This window comes from Agarivorans gilvus, from assembly GCF_001420915.1.
Lineage (GTDB): Bacteria > Pseudomonadota > Gammaproteobacteria > Enterobacterales > Celerinatantimonadaceae > Agarivorans > Agarivorans gilvus.
Window position 1 is genome coordinate 1,512,501 of the sequence record NZ_CP013021.1, and the last position, 19,510, is coordinate 1,532,010.

Annotated in this window: 12 protein-coding genes, 1 rRNA gene and 2 pseudogenes (1 of these 15 running past the window's edge); 4 read left to right on the plus strand and 11 right to left on the minus strand. The window is 46.7% G+C overall.

Annotated elements, in window-relative coordinates:
- Positions 1–483: ribosomal RNA gene (locus tag AR383_RS07100) — 16S ribosomal RNA — on the minus strand (it extends 1,058 nt beyond the left edge of the window).
- 470 nt (positions 484–953) lie between these two features.
- Complete coding sequence (pssA, locus tag AR383_RS07105; RefSeq protein WP_055732504.1) at positions 954–1,805, minus strand: CDP-diacylglycerol--serine O-phosphatidyltransferase; 852 nt, start codon at positions 1,803–1,805, stop codon at positions 954–956.
- Between the two features lie 152 nt (positions 1,806–1,957).
- Between pssA and AR383_RS07110 the strand changes: the two genes are divergently transcribed.
- Positions 1,958–2,245: a hypothetical protein gene (locus AR383_RS07110; protein WP_055732505.1), complete on the plus strand. Its 288-nt coding sequence runs from the start codon at positions 1,958–1,960 to the stop codon at positions 2,243–2,245.
- 22 nt (positions 2,246–2,267) lie between these two features.
- Here the strand turns inward: AR383_RS07110 and clpB are convergent, their stop codons facing one another.
- The 3 genes from clpB to rluD form a co-directional block, all read right to left on the minus strand.
- The gene (clpB, locus tag AR383_RS07115; RefSeq protein ID WP_055732506.1) at positions 2,268–4,838 is read right to left on the minus strand and encodes an ATP-dependent chaperone ClpB; all 2,571 of its coding nucleotides are present in this window, start codon (positions 4,836–4,838) and stop codon (positions 2,268–2,270) included.
- 114 nt (positions 4,839–4,952) lie between these two features.
- Positions 4,953–5,684, minus strand: coding sequence for a peptidoglycan editing factor PgeF (pgeF, locus tag AR383_RS07120; protein WP_055732507.1), 732 nt, complete (start codon positions 5,682–5,684; stop codon positions 4,953–4,955).
- A gap of 5 nt (positions 5,685–5,689) precedes the next feature.
- Positions 5,690–6,658: a 23S rRNA pseudouridine(1911/1915/1917) synthase RluD gene (gene rluD / locus AR383_RS07125; protein ID WP_055732508.1), complete on the minus strand. Its 969-nt coding sequence runs from the start codon at positions 6,656–6,658 to the stop codon at positions 5,690–5,692.
- 244 nt (positions 6,659–6,902) lie between these two features.
- On the opposite strand from rluD, the gene AR383_RS07130 reads away from it, so the two are divergent.
- A complete protein-coding gene (locus tag AR383_RS07130; RefSeq protein WP_055732509.1) occupies positions 6,903–7,637 on the plus strand; it encodes an outer membrane protein assembly factor BamD in 735 nt (244 codons plus the stop codon).
- A 137-nt stretch (positions 7,638–7,774) separates the two neighbouring features.
- Here AR383_RS07130 and AR383_RS07135 read toward each other — a convergent pair whose 3' ends face one another.
- The 3 genes and pseudogenes from AR383_RS07135 to AR383_RS07145 form a co-directional block, all read right to left on the minus strand.
- On the minus strand, positions 7,775–9,490 hold the full coding sequence (locus AR383_RS07135; protein ID WP_055732510.1) for an NAD-dependent malic enzyme: 1,716 nt from the start codon (positions 9,488–9,490) through the stop codon (positions 7,775–7,777).
- Between the two features lie 227 nt (positions 9,491–9,717).
- Positions 9,718–12,869, minus strand: a pseudogene (locus tag AR383_RS07140) (efflux RND transporter permease subunit).
- A gap of 14 nt (positions 12,870–12,883) precedes the next feature.
- Positions 12,884–14,028 (minus strand): annotated as a pseudogene (locus AR383_RS07145) (efflux RND transporter periplasmic adaptor subunit).
- A 398-nt stretch (positions 14,029–14,426) separates the two neighbouring features.
- Here AR383_RS07145 and AR383_RS07150 point away from each other — a divergent pair.
- On the plus strand, positions 14,427–15,677 hold the full coding sequence (locus AR383_RS07150; RefSeq protein ID WP_229711178.1) for a threonine/serine exporter family protein: 1,251 nt from the start codon (positions 14,427–14,429) through the stop codon (positions 15,675–15,677).
- 149 nt (positions 15,678–15,826) lie between these two features.
- Here AR383_RS07150 and AR383_RS07155 read toward each other — a convergent pair whose 3' ends face one another.
- A complete protein-coding gene (locus AR383_RS07155; protein ID WP_055732511.1) occupies positions 15,827–16,087 on the minus strand; it encodes an EF-hand domain-containing protein in 261 nt (86 codons plus the stop codon).
- 334 nt (positions 16,088–16,421) lie between these two features.
- On the opposite strand from AR383_RS07155, the gene ggt reads away from it, so the two are divergent.
- Complete coding sequence (ggt, locus tag AR383_RS07160; RefSeq protein WP_055732512.1) at positions 16,422–18,161, plus strand: gamma-glutamyltransferase; 1,740 nt, start codon at positions 16,422–16,424, stop codon at positions 18,159–18,161.
- Between the two features lie 63 nt (positions 18,162–18,224).
- Here ggt and nqrM read toward each other — a convergent pair whose 3' ends face one another.
- Both nqrM and AR383_RS07170 read right to left on the minus strand, forming a co-directional pair.
- Positions 18,225–18,461, minus strand: coding sequence for a (Na+)-NQR maturation NqrM (gene nqrM, locus AR383_RS07165; protein WP_055732513.1), 237 nt, complete (start codon positions 18,459–18,461; stop codon positions 18,225–18,227).
- A 21-nt stretch (positions 18,462–18,482) separates the two neighbouring features.
- On the minus strand, positions 18,483–19,499 hold the full coding sequence (locus AR383_RS07170; protein WP_229711176.1) for an FAD:protein FMN transferase: 1,017 nt from the start codon (positions 19,497–19,499) through the stop codon (positions 18,483–18,485).
- Positions 19,500–19,510: the final 11 nt, after the last annotated feature.

The window sequence follows — 19,510 nt, forward strand, 5'->3', positions numbered from 1 at the left end:
ACGTCAAATTATATGGGTATTAACCACACAACCTTCCTCACAACTGAAAGTGCTTTACAACCCGAAGGCCTTCTTCACACACGCGGCATGGCTGCATCAGGCTTGCGCCCATTGTGCAATATTCCCCACTGCTGCCTCCCGTAGGAGTCTGGGCCGTGTCTCAGTCCCAGTGTGGCTGATCATCCTCTCAAACCAGCTAGGGATCGTCGCCATGGTAGGCCATTACCCCACCATCTAGCTAATCCCACTTGGGCACATCTGAAAGCGAAAGGTCCGAAGAGCCCCTCCTTTGGTCCGAAGACATTATGCGGTATTAGCAGTCGTTTCCAACTGTTGTCCCCCACTCTCAGGCAGTTTCCCAAGCATTACTCACCCGTCCGCCGCTCGTCATCTTCTAGCAAGCTAGAAATGTTACCGCTCGACTTGCATGTGTTAAGCCTGCCGCCAGCGTTCAATCTGAGCCATGATCAAACTCTTCAATCAAAAGTTCTTTCGCTCAAGTTAAAAACTGAAATAGTACTGTGTTTTACAGTGCAAGCATCCAGTTCACTTAAGCTTAATTTTTTCGCTTAATGCCCTGTGAGTGCTCACACAGATTGCTTGATAAATTGTTAAAGAGCGTTGCTTCTCATCCGAAGCGAGGTGCGCATTCTACGCCATCCTCTGTGACTGTCAACCGCTTTTTTAAAACATTTTAAAAACCGCTTTGAAAGTCGCTAACTCAGCCCTAGGCCTTGTCAGCCCTGACTTGCATCCTCATCGCCGCGAAGCGCTGTGTGCCGTGTCAGTGGAGGTGCATTATAGGGATGAGAATTTGGAAAGCAACAGTTATTTTGGATTTTTAATAACTTTCTGGAAGATTAATCCAAAATGGATTATAAAATAAGCAAAAAGGCGCAAAAAACAGCGCCTTTTTAAGTTTTAACCGAGTAAAACTACTTTTGCTCAGGCTCTTATTTGGTCTTTTCTGCTTCTGCGCTACTCGCCTGTTCCTTAGTTGCGCTGGTCTCCGCTTGTTTCGCTTCGGCTTCGTCTAATTCGCATTCCAAGTCGTCATCACCCACTACGTGCTCAATTTTCAACTTTTTAACCGTACGAATGGTATATACCGGTCCAGATATGGCATATACAGCAAACAAGGTAAATAGAATCACTGCTGGCTTAACCGCAATCACAATAAATACCAGCACCATCAACAGTACAACAAAAAATGGCACTCGCCCTTTCAAGTCAATACCTTTAAAGCTGTGGTACTTAAAGTTACTCACCATTAGCAGACCACTGATAATAGTAATGAAGCAGGCGACAAACTCGAGATTATTACCCGAAAACTCTAAATCTTGAGCAAACCATACCATACCCGCTATCACCGCTGCGGCGGCGGGACTGGCCAAACCTTGGAAAAAGCGCTTATCGGCAATCCCTACTTGGGTATTGAAGCGAGCCAAACGTAAAGCCGCCGCTACGGTATAAACGAAGGCAGCTAACCAACCTATCTTGCCAAGGTCATTCAAAGCCCAGTTATACACCACTAAGGCTGGCGCAATACCGAAGGACACCATATCGGCCATGGAGTCGTACTCGGCGCCAAAGGCACTTTCAGTATTGGTGAGCCGAGCCACCCGCCCATCAACACCATCGAAGATCATCGCAACAAAAATGGCAATGGCTGCAGCTTCAAACTGGCCGTTCATTGAAGCGACGATGGCGTAGAAACCGGAAAACAACCCAGCCGTAGTAAACAAATTAGGCAATAAAAAAATACCTTTTTGTCTCGCGCCCTCGCTAACTTTTTGTTCTGTCATTTAAATACTCTAAGAAACTACTTAAAAATGTGTTCTAAAAATAGCATAAGCCCCTTGCCCTGAATAGCGATTCGCAGACAAAAGCTCGGTGATGAACTATATCTTAAACAGGTCTTGGTTAACTTTGGGAGGGAACGCAGCTTGACCTTAATATGCAGCACAAATTAGGTACTAGCGATATGGATATAGAAAAACTAAGCGCAATTTTAGATTTAACAGCCCAACAATTGGACCAATTTAGTGAAATAGAACGGCAATATAATCATTTACTGGATGAGATGTTCGGCTTTGAAGGCGACCGTAAACAAATGTGGAAAGCAGTACGCAATCTGATGAAAGATAAAGAAGCTCAAATAAGCAAACTACTCAACACTAACCAGCAACAGCTATATTGCGAATTAAAACAGCACCAGCAACAGCAGCGTAAGCAAGCACATTAGCTTGCTTACGCTGGCCATTCGTTTATAGGAAAACCAACTGCTCTCCTTCTAAAGCGATGGTAATGGTTTTACCCGGCTCGATATCTCCGGCCAAAATAGCTTGGGCAAGAGGGTTTTCTAACTGCTGTTGAATAGCCCGCTTCAAGGGACGAGCCCCATAAACCGGATCGAAACCAGCCTGCCCCAATTTATCCAGTACCGCATCACTGAACTCAAGGTGATAACCTTTTTCTTCAAGCCGAGGCACAAGGCGCTGTACTTGAATCGCCGCAATTTGGCGAATCTGCTCGTGAGCCAAGGGATGGAATACCACCGTTTCATCGATACGGTTAATAAACTCGGGTCTAAATTGCTGGGTCAATACTCCCATTAAGGTCGCTTTAATTTGCTCATGAGTCATTTCACCGTGGTGCTCTTGGATTAAATCGGAACCCAAGTTCGATGTCATGATAATCACTGCATTACGAAAATCGACAGTGCGACCTTGGCCATCGGTCAAGCGCCCATCATCGAGCACTTGCAACAAAATGTTAAATACATCGGGGTGCGCTTTTTCTACCTCATCTAATAGGATCACCGAATAAGGTCTACGTCTCACCGCTTCAGTAAGGTAGCCCCCTTCTTCGTAACCCACGTAGCCGGGAGGCGCTCCCACTAAACGAGCCACCGAGTGTTTTTCCATGAATTCTGACATGTCGATCCGTACCATCGAATCTTCAGTATCAAACATAAATTCAGCCAACGCTTTACATAGCTCGGTTTTACCCACGCCAGTAGGGCCCAAGAATAAGAATGAGCCAATCGGTCTATTGGGATCAGATAAACCTGCACGGCTACGACGAATCGCATTAGACACCGCCAGCACCGCTTCGCTTTGACCTATTACTCGGTCATGTAATTGCTGCTCCATACGCAGCAGTTTATCACGCTCCCCCTCAAGCATGCGATTAACCGGAATACCGGTCCAACGCGATAGCACGTCGGCAATTTCCACTTCGCTCACTCGGTTACGCAATAAACTCATATCTTGCATTTCCGCCTGCGAAGCTAAGTCGAGCTGGCGTTCCAACTCGGGGATCCGCCCGTATTGCAGCTCAGACATACGATTCAAATCGCCGGCGCGGCGTGCTACATCCATATCTAGACGAGCTTGTTCTAAGTCTGCCTTAATATGCTGTGTACCGGATAAGGCGGCTTTTTCTGTTTTCCAGACTTCATCTAGCTCTTTAAACTTACTTTCTTTTTCTTGTAGCTCTTCGTCTAACAGCTCAAGCCGTTTTAGGCTGGCGCTGTCTTCCTCTTTTTGAAGTGCTTGGCGCTCTAACTTGAGCTGAATGATTTTTCGCTCAAGCTTATCTAGCGCCTCGGGTTTAGAGTCGATTTGCAAACGAATGCTAGAGGCTGCTTCATCAATCAAGTCAATGGCTTTATCGGGAAGCTGCCTATCGGAGATATAACGATGGGAAAGACTAGCTGCTGCTACAATGGCAGGGTCAGTGATCTCCACCGAATGGTGTAACTCATAGCGTTCTTTCAAGCCACGCAAAATCGCGATGGTATCTTCCACGCTGGGCTCTTCCACCAATACTTTTTGGAAACGACGTTCTAGGGCGGCATCTTTCTCAATAAACTGACGATATTCGTTTAAGGTAGTGGCGCCCACACAATGTAGCTCACCCCGAGCCAAGGCGGGTTTTAGCATATTGCCCGCATCCATGGCGCCATCGCCTTTACCCGCGCCCACCATGGTATGTAGCTCGTCGATAAACAGAATGACTTGGCCTTCTTCTTTAGCCAGTTCATTAAGTACCGCTTTTAAACGCTCTTCGAACTCACCGCGGTACTTCGCACCAGCTACCAAGGCCCCCATATCGAGAGATAGCACCCGTTTATTTTTTAAGCCTTCAGGCACCTCATGGTTAATGATTCGCTGGGCCAAACCTTCGGCAATAGCGGTTTTACCCACCCCAGGTTCACCAATCAGTACTGGGTTGTTTTTAGTACGGCGTTGTAATACCTGTACGGTACGGCGAATTTCATCATCACGGCCAATAACTGGGTCTAATTTACCTTGCTCGGCACGCTCGGTAAGGTCGATAGTGTATTTTTCTAAGGCTTGACGTTGGTCTTCAGCATTAGGGTCATCCACCTTTTGCCCACCACGCAACTTCTCAATGGACTGCTCTATGCTTTGTTTGTTAGCCCCTAGGCCACGCATAATATCGCCCAGCTTGCCTTTATCTTCGGTAGCTGCGAGGAAGAAAATTTCTGAAGAGATAAACTTATCTTTGCGTTTTTGTGCCAACTTGTCACAGAGGTTAAGCAATACTACCAGTTGATTGGAAAGCTGAACTTCACCACCTGTGCCTTCTACCCTAGGCAGTTGTTCTAAGGCTTGAGATAACTGAGAGCGCAGGGCGCTGCCTTCAATGCCGGCTTGCACTAATAAGGGACGTAAAGATACCGCATCTTGATTTAGCATGGCCGTCATTAAGTGCACCGGTTCAATAAACTGGTGATCACGACCCAAGGCTAAAGATTGGGCATCGGAAATAGCGAGTTGAAATTTGCTGGTAAATCTATCTAGGCGCATATCACACCTCCACATACTAATAAGCTACTAATGATTATGTGGGTTTAAGATTAGAAAATTTCAAGATAGCTAGCTTGAAAAAAATTACTTTTTGCTGGTGCTAGCAGCTATTTTTTATTGACTCAACCAAATAGCGGCGGCCATTCGGCCGGTTTGACCATCACGCCGATAAGAGAAGAAACGCTCCGGCTCACTGTAGGTACAAGAACCTTGCTGATAAATATTATTAATGCTCAAAGCATTCAGGCGTTGTTTAGCCAAACTGAAAATATCTGCGTAATATTTTCCCGGCGCGGCGCTGGGGCGAAAAGCCGACTCAGCTTCGCCACTTTTGGCAATAAACTGCTGACGAACTTCGGCACCCACTTCAAAGGCTTGTGGGCCAATCGCTGGCCCCATCCACACCATAATTTGCTGCGGTTCCACTGCCATTTGAGCCACCGTGTTTTCAATAACGCCGTTGAGCAAACCTCGCCAGCCGGCGTGAGCGGCCGCCACAACGCGTGCTTGTTTATCACAAAAAAGTAATGGCAGGCAATCGGCTGTCATAACGACACAAGCGGCGCCCGCACGTTTCGCTACACAGGCATCGGCTTCGAGTAAGTAACCACTAGCAGCATGTGCATCAACAACCTTAGTGCTATGGATCTGCTGTAACCAGCAGACTTGCGCAGGCATGCTTTGCTGGAAATCAGCTCGATTGGCGGCTACCGCTTGAGTTAAATCGCCCACATGATCACCTAGATTGTAGGAATCATAAGGGCTCTGGCTCGCACCAGCGAGACGATCGCTATAAATTGCGTTCACCCCAACCGGGCTTGGCCACTCAAGTTTTAGGATTGCCATGAGGCTTAACCCAAGTCAGGGTTGAGTTTATGATCGACTCGCAAGGCTTCAGCAATATCTAGCATATCTTGCGGTACAGCTGCATGCCATTCCATCTCTTCACCTGTAATCGGGTGAGCTAAGCGCAACATTACCGCATGTAGCGCCTGGCGTTGAAAACCACGCATAGCGGCAATCAATTCCTCACTCGCCCCCTTAGGTAAACGTAAACGCCCATAAGTTTGGTCGCCCAGCAAAGCATGGCCAATATGTGCCATATGCACCCGAATTTGGTGAGTTCGACCGGATTCTAAACGCAAGCGAATTCGCGTATGTTGGCGAAACTTTTCTGCGACTCGATAGTGAGTCACTGCGGGTTTACCAGTAGCCACTACCGCCATGTGGGTGCGCTTGGTAGGGTGTCTGCCAATCGGCTCATCCACCAAACCACCAGCGGTCATGGTGCCAGTCACAATCGCCTCATATTCACGGGTTATTTCGCGTTTCTGCAAGGCTTCTACCAAATGAGTTTGCGCTGGTAGGGTTTTTGCCACCACCATCAAACCGGAGGTGTCTTTATCTAGGCGATGCACGATACCCGCTCTTGGCACTTCAGAAATACTGGGGTAGCGATATAACAAAGCATTAAGCACAGTACCACTTGGGTTGCCCGCGCCAGGGTGAACCACCATGTTAATCGGCTTGTTGATCACTAAAATATCGTCATCTTCATACACGATGTCTAAATCAATATTTTCGGCTTGAGCTTCCACCACATCTTCTAACACGGTGTTTAGCACGATCTCTTCACCGCCAATGACCTTTTCCCTAGGCTTTACTTTTAACTCGCCATCTAAGCGAACACATTCTCCGAGGATCCATTCCTTAATACGAGAACGTGAATAATCCGGAAATAATGCCGCTAATGCCTGATCAAGGCGAGCTCCGGCTAACTCTTCATCGACGATTGCTCGCAGCTCTAATTGTTGACTCATCTTAGCTTTACCTCTAACAGGAAGGTCAAAACGGGCTATTGTAATCATTCTCAGCTTAAAGCATAGAAGAAATTGGTTTGTTAGAAGCGGCTCTCACTATATATATCACTCTACGATTGACGCTTTAGGTAGCATAGAGGATACTGTTTGCCCATTATTTAGGGTGTGTAGCGTAATCCTTTTGTTAAGCAAAAGATTGTTATCTTGCAAGCACCACCACGGACAAGACGATTTTTAGCCTATTATGCGCGTTTATAAGCAAACAATTACTGTAATACTACTCGCTCTGATGCTCGGAGCTTGCTCTTCCAATACTAAAGAAAAACCTGCCATTCCAGATAAACCAGCTTCAGAGTTATATGCAGAAGCGCAAACAGCAATTAACAACGGTGCTTTTGGTGAGGCGGCCGAGAATTTAGAGGCCTTAGACACCCGTTACCCTTTTGGCCCATACTCAAGCCAAGTACAACTAGATTTAATTTACGTTTATTACAAACGCAGTGATACAGCAATGGCCTTAGCCAGCGCTGACCGCTTCATTCGCAACAATCCAACCCATAGCGAGTTAGACTACGTTTATTACATGCGTGGGCTAATTAACATGGCGGCAGACTACAACATGTTCCAAAACCTAGTAGGTGTTGACCGTTATGACCGCGACCCAAGTTTTTCAAGCCAAGCCTTTAGTGACTTTAGAACCTTGATCAACCGCTACCCTCACAGCGAGTATGCTGCTGATGCACAAAAACGGATGATGTATCTAAAAGATAATCTAGCCCGCCACGAGTTAGCCGTTGCCCGCTACTACATCAAGCGTGAAGCTTATATTGGCGCAGTAAATCGTGCCCGCTACATTATTGAAAACTTCTCAGACACCCCTTCTGCTAGGGATGCGCTAGAAGTAATGGAACAAGGCTATAGCGCTTTAGGCCTAGAAGATAGAGCCGAACAAGCCGCAGCCATTCGCCGCTACAATTAAACCCTTCTCGGCATAGCCTCTCACTTCGAGGCTATGCTACTAAACAGCCTCGCACTACATACAACCTTTAAGCCTTAGTGACTTTAACTTGCTCAAAAAAAAAGAGCCTTTCGGCTCTTTAATCACAAGCAAATGGCCTATACACGACGGTACGGTAAGTAAATAGGCTCCCACATGTGTTCCGCAATCTCTTGCTCTATATCTTTACCGCTGAGACAACCCTGTGGGTCAGTTTCTTGAATTTGCTTCAAGATGGCCTTAGCCACAAAGCTAGAAACTTCTTTAAGCTCACGCATCCTTGGGAACACACAACCGCTATCTAAGTCCTCTTGCGATACATACTCTGCCAAAGCAAAAGAGGCAGTGGTAAACATATCCATAGTGATTTTACTCACACCGGCAACAATGGTCGCTAAACCCACCGCGGGGAAGATAAACACGTTGTTTCCTTGGCCGATCCTATATAACTGACCATTGTATTCCACGTCGTCAAAGGGACTACCAGTTGCCACAATCGCTTTACCATCACTCCACTTATACACATCGGCAGGCAAGGCTTCACAGTTATCTGTAGGATTCGATAATGGAAATACCATTGGCCGCTCGGTGTATTCAAGCATTTTCTGCACGTGGCTTTCTTTAAATGCGCCACCCACACCACTACAACCCAGTAGTACGGTAATGGGGGTATTGTCGATCAGTTCGCTTAAGCTTGCCTTGCCCGGTTCCGCCAAACTCCAACTTGCGGCCATCTCGACAGGTTTAGCATAACGTTTTTTGTACTCATCTAAATCAGGGCGGTTATCAAACACTACGCCGCGAGAATCAAGGATATAAATTTTATCCCGCGCTTCTTGGTGGTTTAAACCTTCTTTAAGCAAGCCTGCAAAAATTTGATCGGCAACCCCTACCCCACCCGCGCCTGCGCCATATACTGCATAAACTTGGTCTGCTAGCGTCTCGCCCTTGATTTTAGTGGCGCCAATAACCCCCGCCAATACCACCGAGCCTGTACCTTGAATATCATCATTAAATGATGGCAATTCATCTTCATATTTAGACAAATTGTCAAAGGCGTTAGACTTACTAAAATCTTCCCATTGCAATACCGCTTTAGGGAAGTGCAGCTTGGTTTGCTCAACAAATTTTTCAATAAAGTCTTGGTACTCTTGGCCACGCATCCGTTTCTTGGGCAGACCTAGGTACATTGGGTCATCAAGTAAGTCTTGATTGTCAGTACCCACATCTAAGGCTATTGGTAAACAGTGAGCAGGATGAATGCCCGCACCCAAGGTGTACAACGATAACTTACCAATGGGGATCCCCATACCACCAATACCTAAATCACCTAGACCCAAAATACCTTGGCTATCCGTCACCACGATAATCTTGATATCTTTACCGGCAAAGTGACGGGCCATCTCGCCCATTTGGTCAACATTTTCGGCGGTAATGTACAGACCACGGTCTTTCTGGTAGCGGTGACTAAATTCTTGACAGGCTTTACCTACAGTAGGGGTGTAGATGATCGGTGCCATCTCTTCAATATGCCGCGACACTAAGGCATAGAACAGGGTTTCGTTACGGTCCTGTAGTGCACGTAAGTACTGGTACTGCTCAATATCACTGCAAGCACTTAAAAAGCCTTTATAGACGCGCTTTAACTGGTCTTCGAAGGTTTGCGGTTTTGGGGGTAACAGGCCGGTTAAGTTAAAGGCTTCTCGCTCTTCGTAGCTAAAGGCGGTGCTCTTGTTAAGGGTTCTGTCGTTCAATAATGCCGTACCAGAAATAGAAACCGGGCGAAAATCATTACCCTCTTCATCTTTCCAGCGTAAATACTTACCAATGGCCATGGTGTCCTCCGAGACAAGGCGTAATACAATTTGCGAAAGTTAAATAATAAATGATCACGTGGACTCTGTACCCTATTTAGTGAAAAAACTGTGGAATTTAGAGACCTTAAAGTAGAACGTCCCAACAAAATGAAAAATTTTGATGGGACGCAATTACATTGATAATCCAGACCAAGACGGCAGCTATTCTGCCGCTAGGTTCTTAGCTAGTTTATCTAGCGATAAAACTATTCATGAGCAGTAGGTTCTACTTTAACCGCATCACTCCCGCCATTACGTTCGCGCTTACTGAATAGGCGTTCGACGATGACGAAGAAGATAGGAATAAAGAAAATACCCAAGAAAGTCGAGCTCATCATCCCACCGAGTACCCCGGTACCAATGGCATTCTGACTCCCCGAGCCAACACCATTACTGATAGCTAGCGGAACCACGCCTAAGCCAAAGGCCAGTGAAGTCATCAAAATCGGACGTAAACGAACCCGAACCGCATGCAGTGTTGCTTCCGCTAAGCCAGCACCTTGCTCGTAGAACTCTTTAGCAAACTCCACAATCAAAATCGCGTTCTTAGTGGCTAGTCCCACTGTGGTTAATAGACCTACTTGGAAGAATACGTCGTTGGGCAAGCCGCGACCATTCATCGCCAACAAGGCACCAATCACCCCAAGCGGAACCACCAATATCACCGAAAATGGCACCGACCAGCTCTCGTATAGCGCAGCAAGCACTAGGAATACCACCAAGATAGACAAGGCATATAAAGCAGGTGCTTGGTTACCCGATAGGCGCTCTTCATAAGAAAGACCGTTCCACTCTACGCCAAAGCCAGGGGGAGTTTGTCTACCAACGCCTCGATGTCATCCATCGCCTCACCAGTGCTGTAACCGGGAGCGGTACTACCTTGAATATTCACCGCCGAAAGACCATTAAAACGCTCTAAGCGAGGTGAGCCAAAAGCCCAAGTTCCGGTAGAGAACGCCGAGAAAGGTACCATTTCACCTTTATCGTTGCGCACGTACCAAGAATCTAAATCCTCTGGCTGCATGCGATATTCGGTATCACCTTGAACATAAACTTTTTTGACTCGACCTCGATCAATAAAGTCGTTCACGTAAGAGCCACCCCAAGCGGTACCTAACACACTATTTACCGCATCAATGCTAACCCCTAAAGCGCGCAACTTGGCATGATCAACATGGATTTGGTACATCGGTGCATCTTCTTGCCCGTTAGGCCGTACACCAACCAAATTCGGGTTTTGCGCGGCCAAACCTAACAGTTTATTCCGTGCTTCAATCAGCTTATCATGGCCTTGACCGTTTCTATCTTGCAGATAAAGGTCAAAACCGTTAGCAGTACCTAATTCAATTACCGCAGGTGGCACGAAGGCAAATACCAGGGCTTCTTTGAGTTGAGAGAACATGCCCATGGCTCGCCCCGCCACCGATTGCACATCTTGGCCTGCGCCTTGACGAACCGACCAATCCTTCATGCTAACGAAGGCTATCCCCATATTTTGGCCACTACCGGCAAAACTGAAGCCCGCGACTGAGAACACAGAGTTAACATTGTCCGCCTCTTCCTCAAGGAAAAAGTCGGTCACTTTGTCTAACACTTTAATGGTGCTCTCTTGGGTGGAGTTGGTAGGCAAAATAGCCTGAGTAAACAAAATACCTTGGTCTTCATCGGGTAAGAAGGCGGTAGGCATGCGCATGAAAATCCAAGCCACAGCAACTGCTAGCGCAATATAAAGCAGCATCACACGGCCAGCCCGCTTAATCATCGATGCCACCCCAGCTTCGTAACGCGAGGTCATTTTATCGAAGCTACGGTTAAACCAGCCAAAAAAGCCGGTATCAACGGCATGATGACCTTTGGCAATCGGTTTAAGCATGGTGGCACACAAGGCAGGAGTAAGAATAATCGCCACTAATACCGACAGGGCCATAGCCGACACGATGGTAATCGAGAATTGACGATAAATAACCCCAGTTGAACCCGACATAAAGGCCATCGGCACAAATACCGCGGACAGAGTCAGACCAATCCCCACCAAGGCACTGGTGATTTGGTCCATCGACTTCTTGGTCGCTTCAATTGGGCTTAAGCCCTCCTCTGACATCACCCGTTCAACGTTTTCCACCACCACAATGGCGTCATCAACCAACAAACCAATGGCCAGTACCATAGCGAACATGGTCAAGGTATTAATTGAAAATCCGGTAGCCGACAGAATGGCAAAAGTACCCAGTAATACCACCGGAACCGCAATCGTTGGAATCAAGGTGGCGCGGAAGTTTTGCAAGAACAGGTACATGATAACAAATACCAACACCACCGCTTCTAACAAGGTATGCACCACGCCTTCAATCGATTTTTCCACAAAGGGAGTAGTATCGTAGGGATAAACCACATCCAAACCTTGAGGAAAGAAAGGCTTTAACTCTTCAATTCTAGCTCGTACCAGCTCAGCTGTTTCAAGAGCATTAGCCCCTGTAGCTAGTTTAATCGCCAAACCTGAAGCAGGTTTGCCATTATAAAACGACTCAACCGCGTAGCTTTCAGAGCCCAACTCCACCCGTGCAACATCCCCAAGGAACACTTTAGCGCCAGAGGTATCGGCTTTAACAATAATTTGCCGAAACTCTTCCGCCGTTTGCAAGCGACTCTGCGCGGTCACCGTAGCGTTTAACTGCTGACCGGCCACCGACGGCGCGCCACCTAATTGCCCCGCAGATACTTGAGCATTCTGCTCTCGAATCGAAGCAATAATATCTTGGCTAGTTAGGTTATATTGAGTCAATTTAAGAGGGTCGAGCCAAATACGCATCGCATATTGGGCACCAAATAACTGAATTTCCCCTACCCCTGCTACCCGGCTAATCGGGTCTTGAACGTTTGAACCCACATAGTCAGAGATGTCGCTCTTCGCTAAAGAGCCATCTTGGGAGACGAAGCCTAATACCATCAAAAAGCCGGAGCTAGATTTAGCCACTTTTACGCCTTGGGCCTGTACCTCTTGCGGTAACAGAGGCATGGCTAATTGCAACTTATTTTGCACCTGAACCTGAGCAATGTCGGGGTCGGCCTCGGCGTTAAAGGTCAAGGTTAGCTGAGCATTACCAAAACTGTCACTGGTGGCGGAAATATAACGAAGATGGTCAATCCCGGTCATACGTTGCTCAATCACCTGAGTCACCGTATCTTCCATGGTTTTTGCCGAAGCACCAGGATACGAAGCACTAATCACAACAGTTGGCGGAGCAATACTAGGATATTGCGAGACCGGAAGTTTCAAAATAGAAAGCACCCCGGCCAACATAACGATAATCGCGATCACCCAAGCAAAAATAGGGCGATCGATAAAGAAACGAGCCATAACTTTACCCTACTTTACTGTTCATCTGATTTCATTTCACTGAGCGGCTTGGCCTCCACCGCAGCACCAGGACGGATCTTTTGTAAACCTTCTACGATTAGCTGGTCGCCCACAGCTAAGCCACTGGTGATACGCCACTGATGGTCAATCACTTCAGCAGTAGTCACCACTTTAGATTCCACTTTATTATCTTGCCCCACCACCATGGCAACAGCCTCGCCTTTGGTATTACGAGTAATGGCTTTCTGAGGAACCAAAATGGCTTTTGGATCGGTGCCAGCATTGAGTACTGCTCGCACATACATGCCGGGCAATAGAATGCCGTCAGGATTGGGGAACTCCGCGCGTAAGGTTACCGAACCGGTATTTTCGTCAACACTCACTTCAGAAAAACGCAACGAACCAGAATGAGGATAAACAGTACCATCTTCTAAGATCAAGTTTACGTCGGCATTGTCGGCCGCTTGCAAATCACCTTGCTTAAGTTTGGCTTTGAGACGCAATAGCTGGGCGCTGGATTGCGCAATATCCACGTTAATTGGGTCAAGTTGTTGGATGGTAGCTAAAGTCTGGCTTTGATTAGCAGTCACTAAGGCACCTGCGGTAACACTCGACTTACCTATACGTCCGGAAATCGGCGCCTGTACCTGAGTATATTCAAGATTGATTTTAGCCGTATTAATGGCGGCTTTAGCCACCGTAACATTGGCTAAAGCCACTTTATAAGCAGCGTCAGCTTCATCGAATTCCTGTTCACTAATAGCATTAGTTTTTAATAGTGCTTGATAACGGTCGGCCGTTGCTTTTGCCGAAACTAAACTGGCATTGGCGCGGGCAAGCTCGGCTTCAGCGCTGGCTAAAGCGGCTTTATAGGTAGACGAATCAATTTTATATAGAGATTGCCCTTGTTCCACCTCGGCACCTTCAACAAAGCTACGCTCGGTAATAATGCCCGATACTTGTGGGCGAACTTCTGCCTCAAGAAAGGCTTTGCTACGCCCAGGCAGTTCGACTTGAATCGCCTGTGCTTGCGCTTTAACTTCCATCACCCCACTTCGGTGCTGGTTGCAGCGGGTTGACCACTCGCTTGCTCTTCTCCGCAAGCCGTTATCCATAATGCTACACTTAACACTGAGGCAATCTTAACTATCTGCCGCATAAAAACTCCTAATCAGGCTATCATCCCAAATGCCCGCCAACATCAAACAATAATGATGAGGCTATCTGCTGGAAGCGAAATTTACATAAAAAGAATCAGCACTTATCTCATAACTCAGCCTCAGCAGCAAGGCCGAGTTAAAGCTCAGTTAAAAACCAAAAATAAATGCAAACAAGAAGTGTTCAATAAATTATGAAGAATAACAACCGCAGTAGCGATAACTTACGCTTCTTTACATTCAGCAATGTGTGCCATTTGCCAATGGCTATTTGCTTGTTAACCCCTCGCTACGCCGAGACGCTAATATCAATAATAATACTAGCGCTTAGCCACTACTTTCTATTATCTTCTACTCCCCAAACAACAAGCTGTACACCTAACCGAGAGAGAGAAGGCTCTTGCTACCCGCTATCGACAACATAACACTAAGCTCAAGCCATTTTGAAATAAAACGTAAGTTTCTAATAAAGCTGGGCAAGGCGCTGCATAAATACGGTACGCCAGCCTTTCGTTTAGAATCGCACTTACAAAAAGTGGCAGAGACATTAGATATTGAAGGGTATTTTCTAATTACTCCTACCACTATGACCTTTGTATTGCGCTCCCCCGATGATACCCAAGAATACAATTATGTGATGCGAATGAAGCCGGGTGAAATAGACTTAGGCATGTTGGCTCGCACCAACCAACTGGTTAAGCAACTTACCCAACAAGAGCTCAGTCTGCAACAAGCTACCGAACAACTAAACGTATTAATTGAAGAAAAGTCTCCCTATTCAACTTGGCTCACCCTATTAGCCTTTGCCATCACTGGTGGTGCCTTTGCCATGTTAATGTCAGCCAATTGGAGCAGCATTATCTGTGCTACCTTGCTGAGCGGCATCTCCTTTTATTTAGCCTATCGCGCAGAATATTCAAAAGGAATTAGCGAAGCCTTAGAACCAGTAGCCGCTTTACTGTGTTCTTTTTGCACCGTAGCGCTGGCTCAGTTCATTCCCAATATAAATATTCCCTTGGTGATCCTATCCGCCATTATTGTCTTTATTCCTGGCTTATCACTCACCCTGGGGCTAAGCGAATTGGCCGCGCGCGAGTTAATATCCGGTACTGCAAGAATCATGGATGGCATTATGGTGCTGTTCAAACTGTACTTTGGCGCAGTGTTAGGTATGGCTTTTGGTGCGCTAATCTGGGGTCATTTGAGTATTCAAAGCGGCTTGGTGAGTGACTGGTGGGTAAAATGGCTGGGAGTGATTTTACTCACCCTTGGGCTCAGCGTGATTTTCAAAGTAAGAGCCAAAGATATCCCTTGGGGTGTACTGTCTGGCGTGATTGCCTATGCCGCCGCCTACGTTGGCAGCTTTCACTTAGGCGAAGCTCTTGGCCCCTTTATTGGTGCATTTGTGGTGGGTGTCTATGCCAACTTATTTGCAAAATTCACTCAATCTCCGGCCTCGGTAGTACTGTTGCAAGGGATTGTATTGTTAGTACCTGGCAGTAAAGCTTATATCAGTTTGAATTTCTTGGTACTTGGCGAGTCAATGGTAAGCATTCCGAATATCGGCTCGCAAACCTTCTTGATTTTCATGTCGATTGTCGCGGGAATACTGTTTGCTAACGTGGCTGTGCCACAACGCAGCTCTTTATAGAAAAAAGCGCTTAAGCTCGCACAAACTTAAGCGCTAGGAAAATTATCGAGGATAAAACTGCTACAAACTAGACCAAATGGCAGAAAAACGGTTCCCCGATAGCACCCTAAAATTGGAACGGTTTATAAAAACACAAAGGAACAACAAACTTACTCGGCAACCTCGCTATTTTCGCTATCTTCAGGCATACCCGAAATTTCAAGGTTCATGAATTCTGTTTGGCTGAGTAATCCGTCTTTATCGGTATCTAACTCAGCCCACACTTCAGTAAGAATGGGCAGTTGCGCTGCTTCTTCTTGACTGACAAATGCATCTTGGTTGCTATCTAATTGCTCAAACACTTCACTATTAGCAGAAGCGAGACTGGCAACAAATAGTGCTAACATTGGAAAGCTATACTTCAACTTCATAACAAACTCCTTGATTTACTTCAGCATCATCGACCGTGTTATCACGGGCTTAACCACATATAGCAAGCACTGTTCCAACTTATAAATCACCTTAAATAACATACAGTTAAGTTAAAACAAAGTAATCAGAAAGCCATTTGCGTCGCTTATCGGCGACAGTCAAGGTAGCTTAAATACCCAAACGCCATAATCACCTGCTTTCACGCTGTCGCCATTTAACGTCACCCTCTAGACTCAAAAAATAAAGCTTTATATTTCAGCTCATTAGAACAAAAATGCTAGCTAGGCTTGGGAGTGCTAAACTGGCTAAACAGCGTTAAAGAAAGGACTTCTTATGTTTAAGCAAAATCTACTTAGCTTAGCTTTGCTAGTTAGCCACTCGGTATTCGCCACTAGCCAAGTTGCTGACCAATTTGCTCCTGAGCAAGCTTCCGGTCACCGAAACAAAGCTGAAGTTATTGCCCATAAATTCATGGTCTCCGCCGCCAACCCCTTGGCGGTAGAAGCTGGTTATGAAGTATTAAAAGCCGGCGGCAGCGCGGTTGATGCAATGATAACCGTCCAAACCGTACTCGGCTTGGTTGAACCGCAGTCTTCGGGAATTGGCGGCGGCGCTTTTGTGGTTTACTTCGATGCCCAAAGCCAACAAATTACCAGTTTCGATGGCCGTGAAATGGCCCCAGCCAAAGTCAAACCAGAACTCTTTCTCGACAACCAAGGGCAGCCTCTGCGCTTTTATGATGCGGTCGTCGGTGGCCGCTCCGTTGGCAGCCCCGGCGTGGTAGCCTTATTTGAACACTTACATCAACGATACGGCAAACAGGCTTGGCCAAGCTTATTTGAACCAGCAATAGAATTAGCCCAGCAAGGCTTTCATGTCAGCCCTCGGCTGGCTCAGTTAATTGCAGGAGACGAGCAACGCTTGGGCCGATTCCCGGCCACCCGTAATTACTTCTTTGATGAGCAAGGGCGAGCTCTACAAGCGGGTGATTTACTTAAAAATCCAGACTATGCCGATAGCTTAAAAATAATCGCCGAGCAAGGCGCCAAAGGCTTTTATCAAGGCCCCATTGCTAGCGCTATTGTCGATGCCGTGCAGTGGCAAAACGATAATCCAGGCCTGTTGACACTGGAAGATCTGGCGAATTACCAGGTAAAACAGCGTCCCGTTGTGTGTAGCCCCTATCTGCAATATTCGATATGCGGAATGGGGCCGCCAAGTTCCGGGGCGAGTACGCTAGGGCAAATTATGGGTATCGCAGCCCACTTTCCTCTGTCCAAATGGGGACCAAACAGTCCACATAGTTGGCGCGTTATTGGTGATGCGTCTAGGCTCGCTTTTGCCGACCGAGGTAGGTATTTAGCCGACAGCGATTATGTAGAGGTACCACTAAAGCAGCTGCTAGCACCGGATTACCTTAAAGCAAGAGCGAAACTATTAGACACTCAACGCGCCTTGGAAACAGTCAGTGCGGGAGAACTGACTCTGAGTGCTTATCGCAGCGATGATCAAAGCATTGAACTTCCCTCTACCAGCCACATTAGTATTGTAGACGCCCAAGGCAATGTATTATCGATGACCAGTAGCGTGGAAAATGCTTTTGGCTCACGGGTCTTTGTTAAAGGTTTTCTACTCAATAACCAGCTGACTGATTTTTCCTTTGTTCCTGAAAAAGACGGTCTAGCCGTGGCCAACCGAGTAGCAGCCGGAAAACGGCCTCGCTCGTCGATGTCTCCCACCATTGTGCTAGAAAACCAGCAACCGATTATTGCCATTGGCTCGCCCGGTGGTAGCAACATTATTGGTTACGTTGCGCAAGCGCTAATTAGCCACCTCAGCTGGAATATGAGCTTGCAGCAAGCCGTAGAACAGCCTCATTTAAATAATCGCTTCGGTACCTATGAACTGGAAGCCAATAGCAGCGCCATAGAAATGCAAGCGGCTTTAAAGGCCATGGGCTATCAGACCAAAGTAAAACAGATGACCTCGGGACTACAGGGCATTCGAATTTATCCAGATAAACTAGTAGGAGCTGCAGATCCACGCCGCGAGGGAATAGCGAAAGGTGATTAAGGGATATATCACCCAGCAGTAATAAATAAGGCCACTACTGTGGCCTTATTTAAACTCACTTGCTTAGATGATTCGATGCTCATCTAACATTGCCTGACGGGCTTTTTTCTTTTCTTCGAGCAGGGCCATTTTAGCTTTGCGCTTATCGCAAGGCTCAGGGCAATCACAGACCTTTTCAATGCCCAGTGAAGCAATCCCACCACAGCTACCGCTAATGGTTTTCTTTTGAAAAATGTAACCTACCGCCATCGCTGCAATAACTACGAGGAAAAACACAAAGCTGACAACAAAATAAGCCATTACAGACTCCTTAACTGTTTGTTATTGGGCAACGAAGGGTTCAAAAGCAGCACTAATATGCTCAACAAACTGCTCACCCTGCTTTTCAATAATATACACCGCTAGCTGCTGTTTTTCAGCAAAAGCCATAGCCGCTTCTACTCCCATCACGGTAAATGCGGTCGCGTAAGCATCGGCCATCATGCTGGTATCGGTAATCACCGTAACCGAGACAATGTGGTTGGCGATAGGCATGCCAGTGCTAGCATCAATAGTATGCGAATAACGAATACCATCTTGTTCAAAATAATTACGATAATCTCCGGAGGTAGCTATGCCTCTGTCCCCTGGAGTAATAATCTTTTGCACCGCGCGCTGTTGTGCTAAGGGTTTTTCCACCGCAATCCGCCAAGCGCTTGCGTTGTCATTATGCCCTTTTAAGCGCAGCTCTCCGCCAATGTCCACCATGTAGTTAGCAAAGCCCTGTTGTTCCAACAAAGCGGCTACTCGGTCCACTCCATGGCCCTTGGCTATCGCCGACAAATCAATATACAGCTCGGGAATATCCTTGCTTAGTTCATCACCTTGCAAATGCAAATTGTGATAACCCACCTTAGCCCGAGTTGCCTCTAACAGCTGCTGGTCTGGGCGCTTCTCAACCCGTCCATCAGGACCAAAGCCCCATAAGTTAACCAGTGGCCCTACGGTTATATCAAAAGCACCTTGGCTATCTTCAGAAAGCTGCAAGGCGGCTTCGATAACTTGCTTAAGGTGAGGTGATAGTTTAAACGCTTGAGCTTCTCGATATTGATTAAAACGCGACAGTTCAGAGTCGGGAATGTAAGTCGACATTTCCTGATTAACTTGCCGTAATAAGTGATCAATATCGGATTGAAGCGCTTCACCATCGGGTAACTTAGCCTGCGGCTCAACTAACTTAATTTGATAATAAGTGCCCATGGTTCGCCCTTCAATTTGCAGGGTATACAAATCGTTTTGCTCACTACAGCCACTAACAAAAAAGGCTAGCCCAAGCAGGGCTAGCCAATAATACTTCACTAAACTCACTG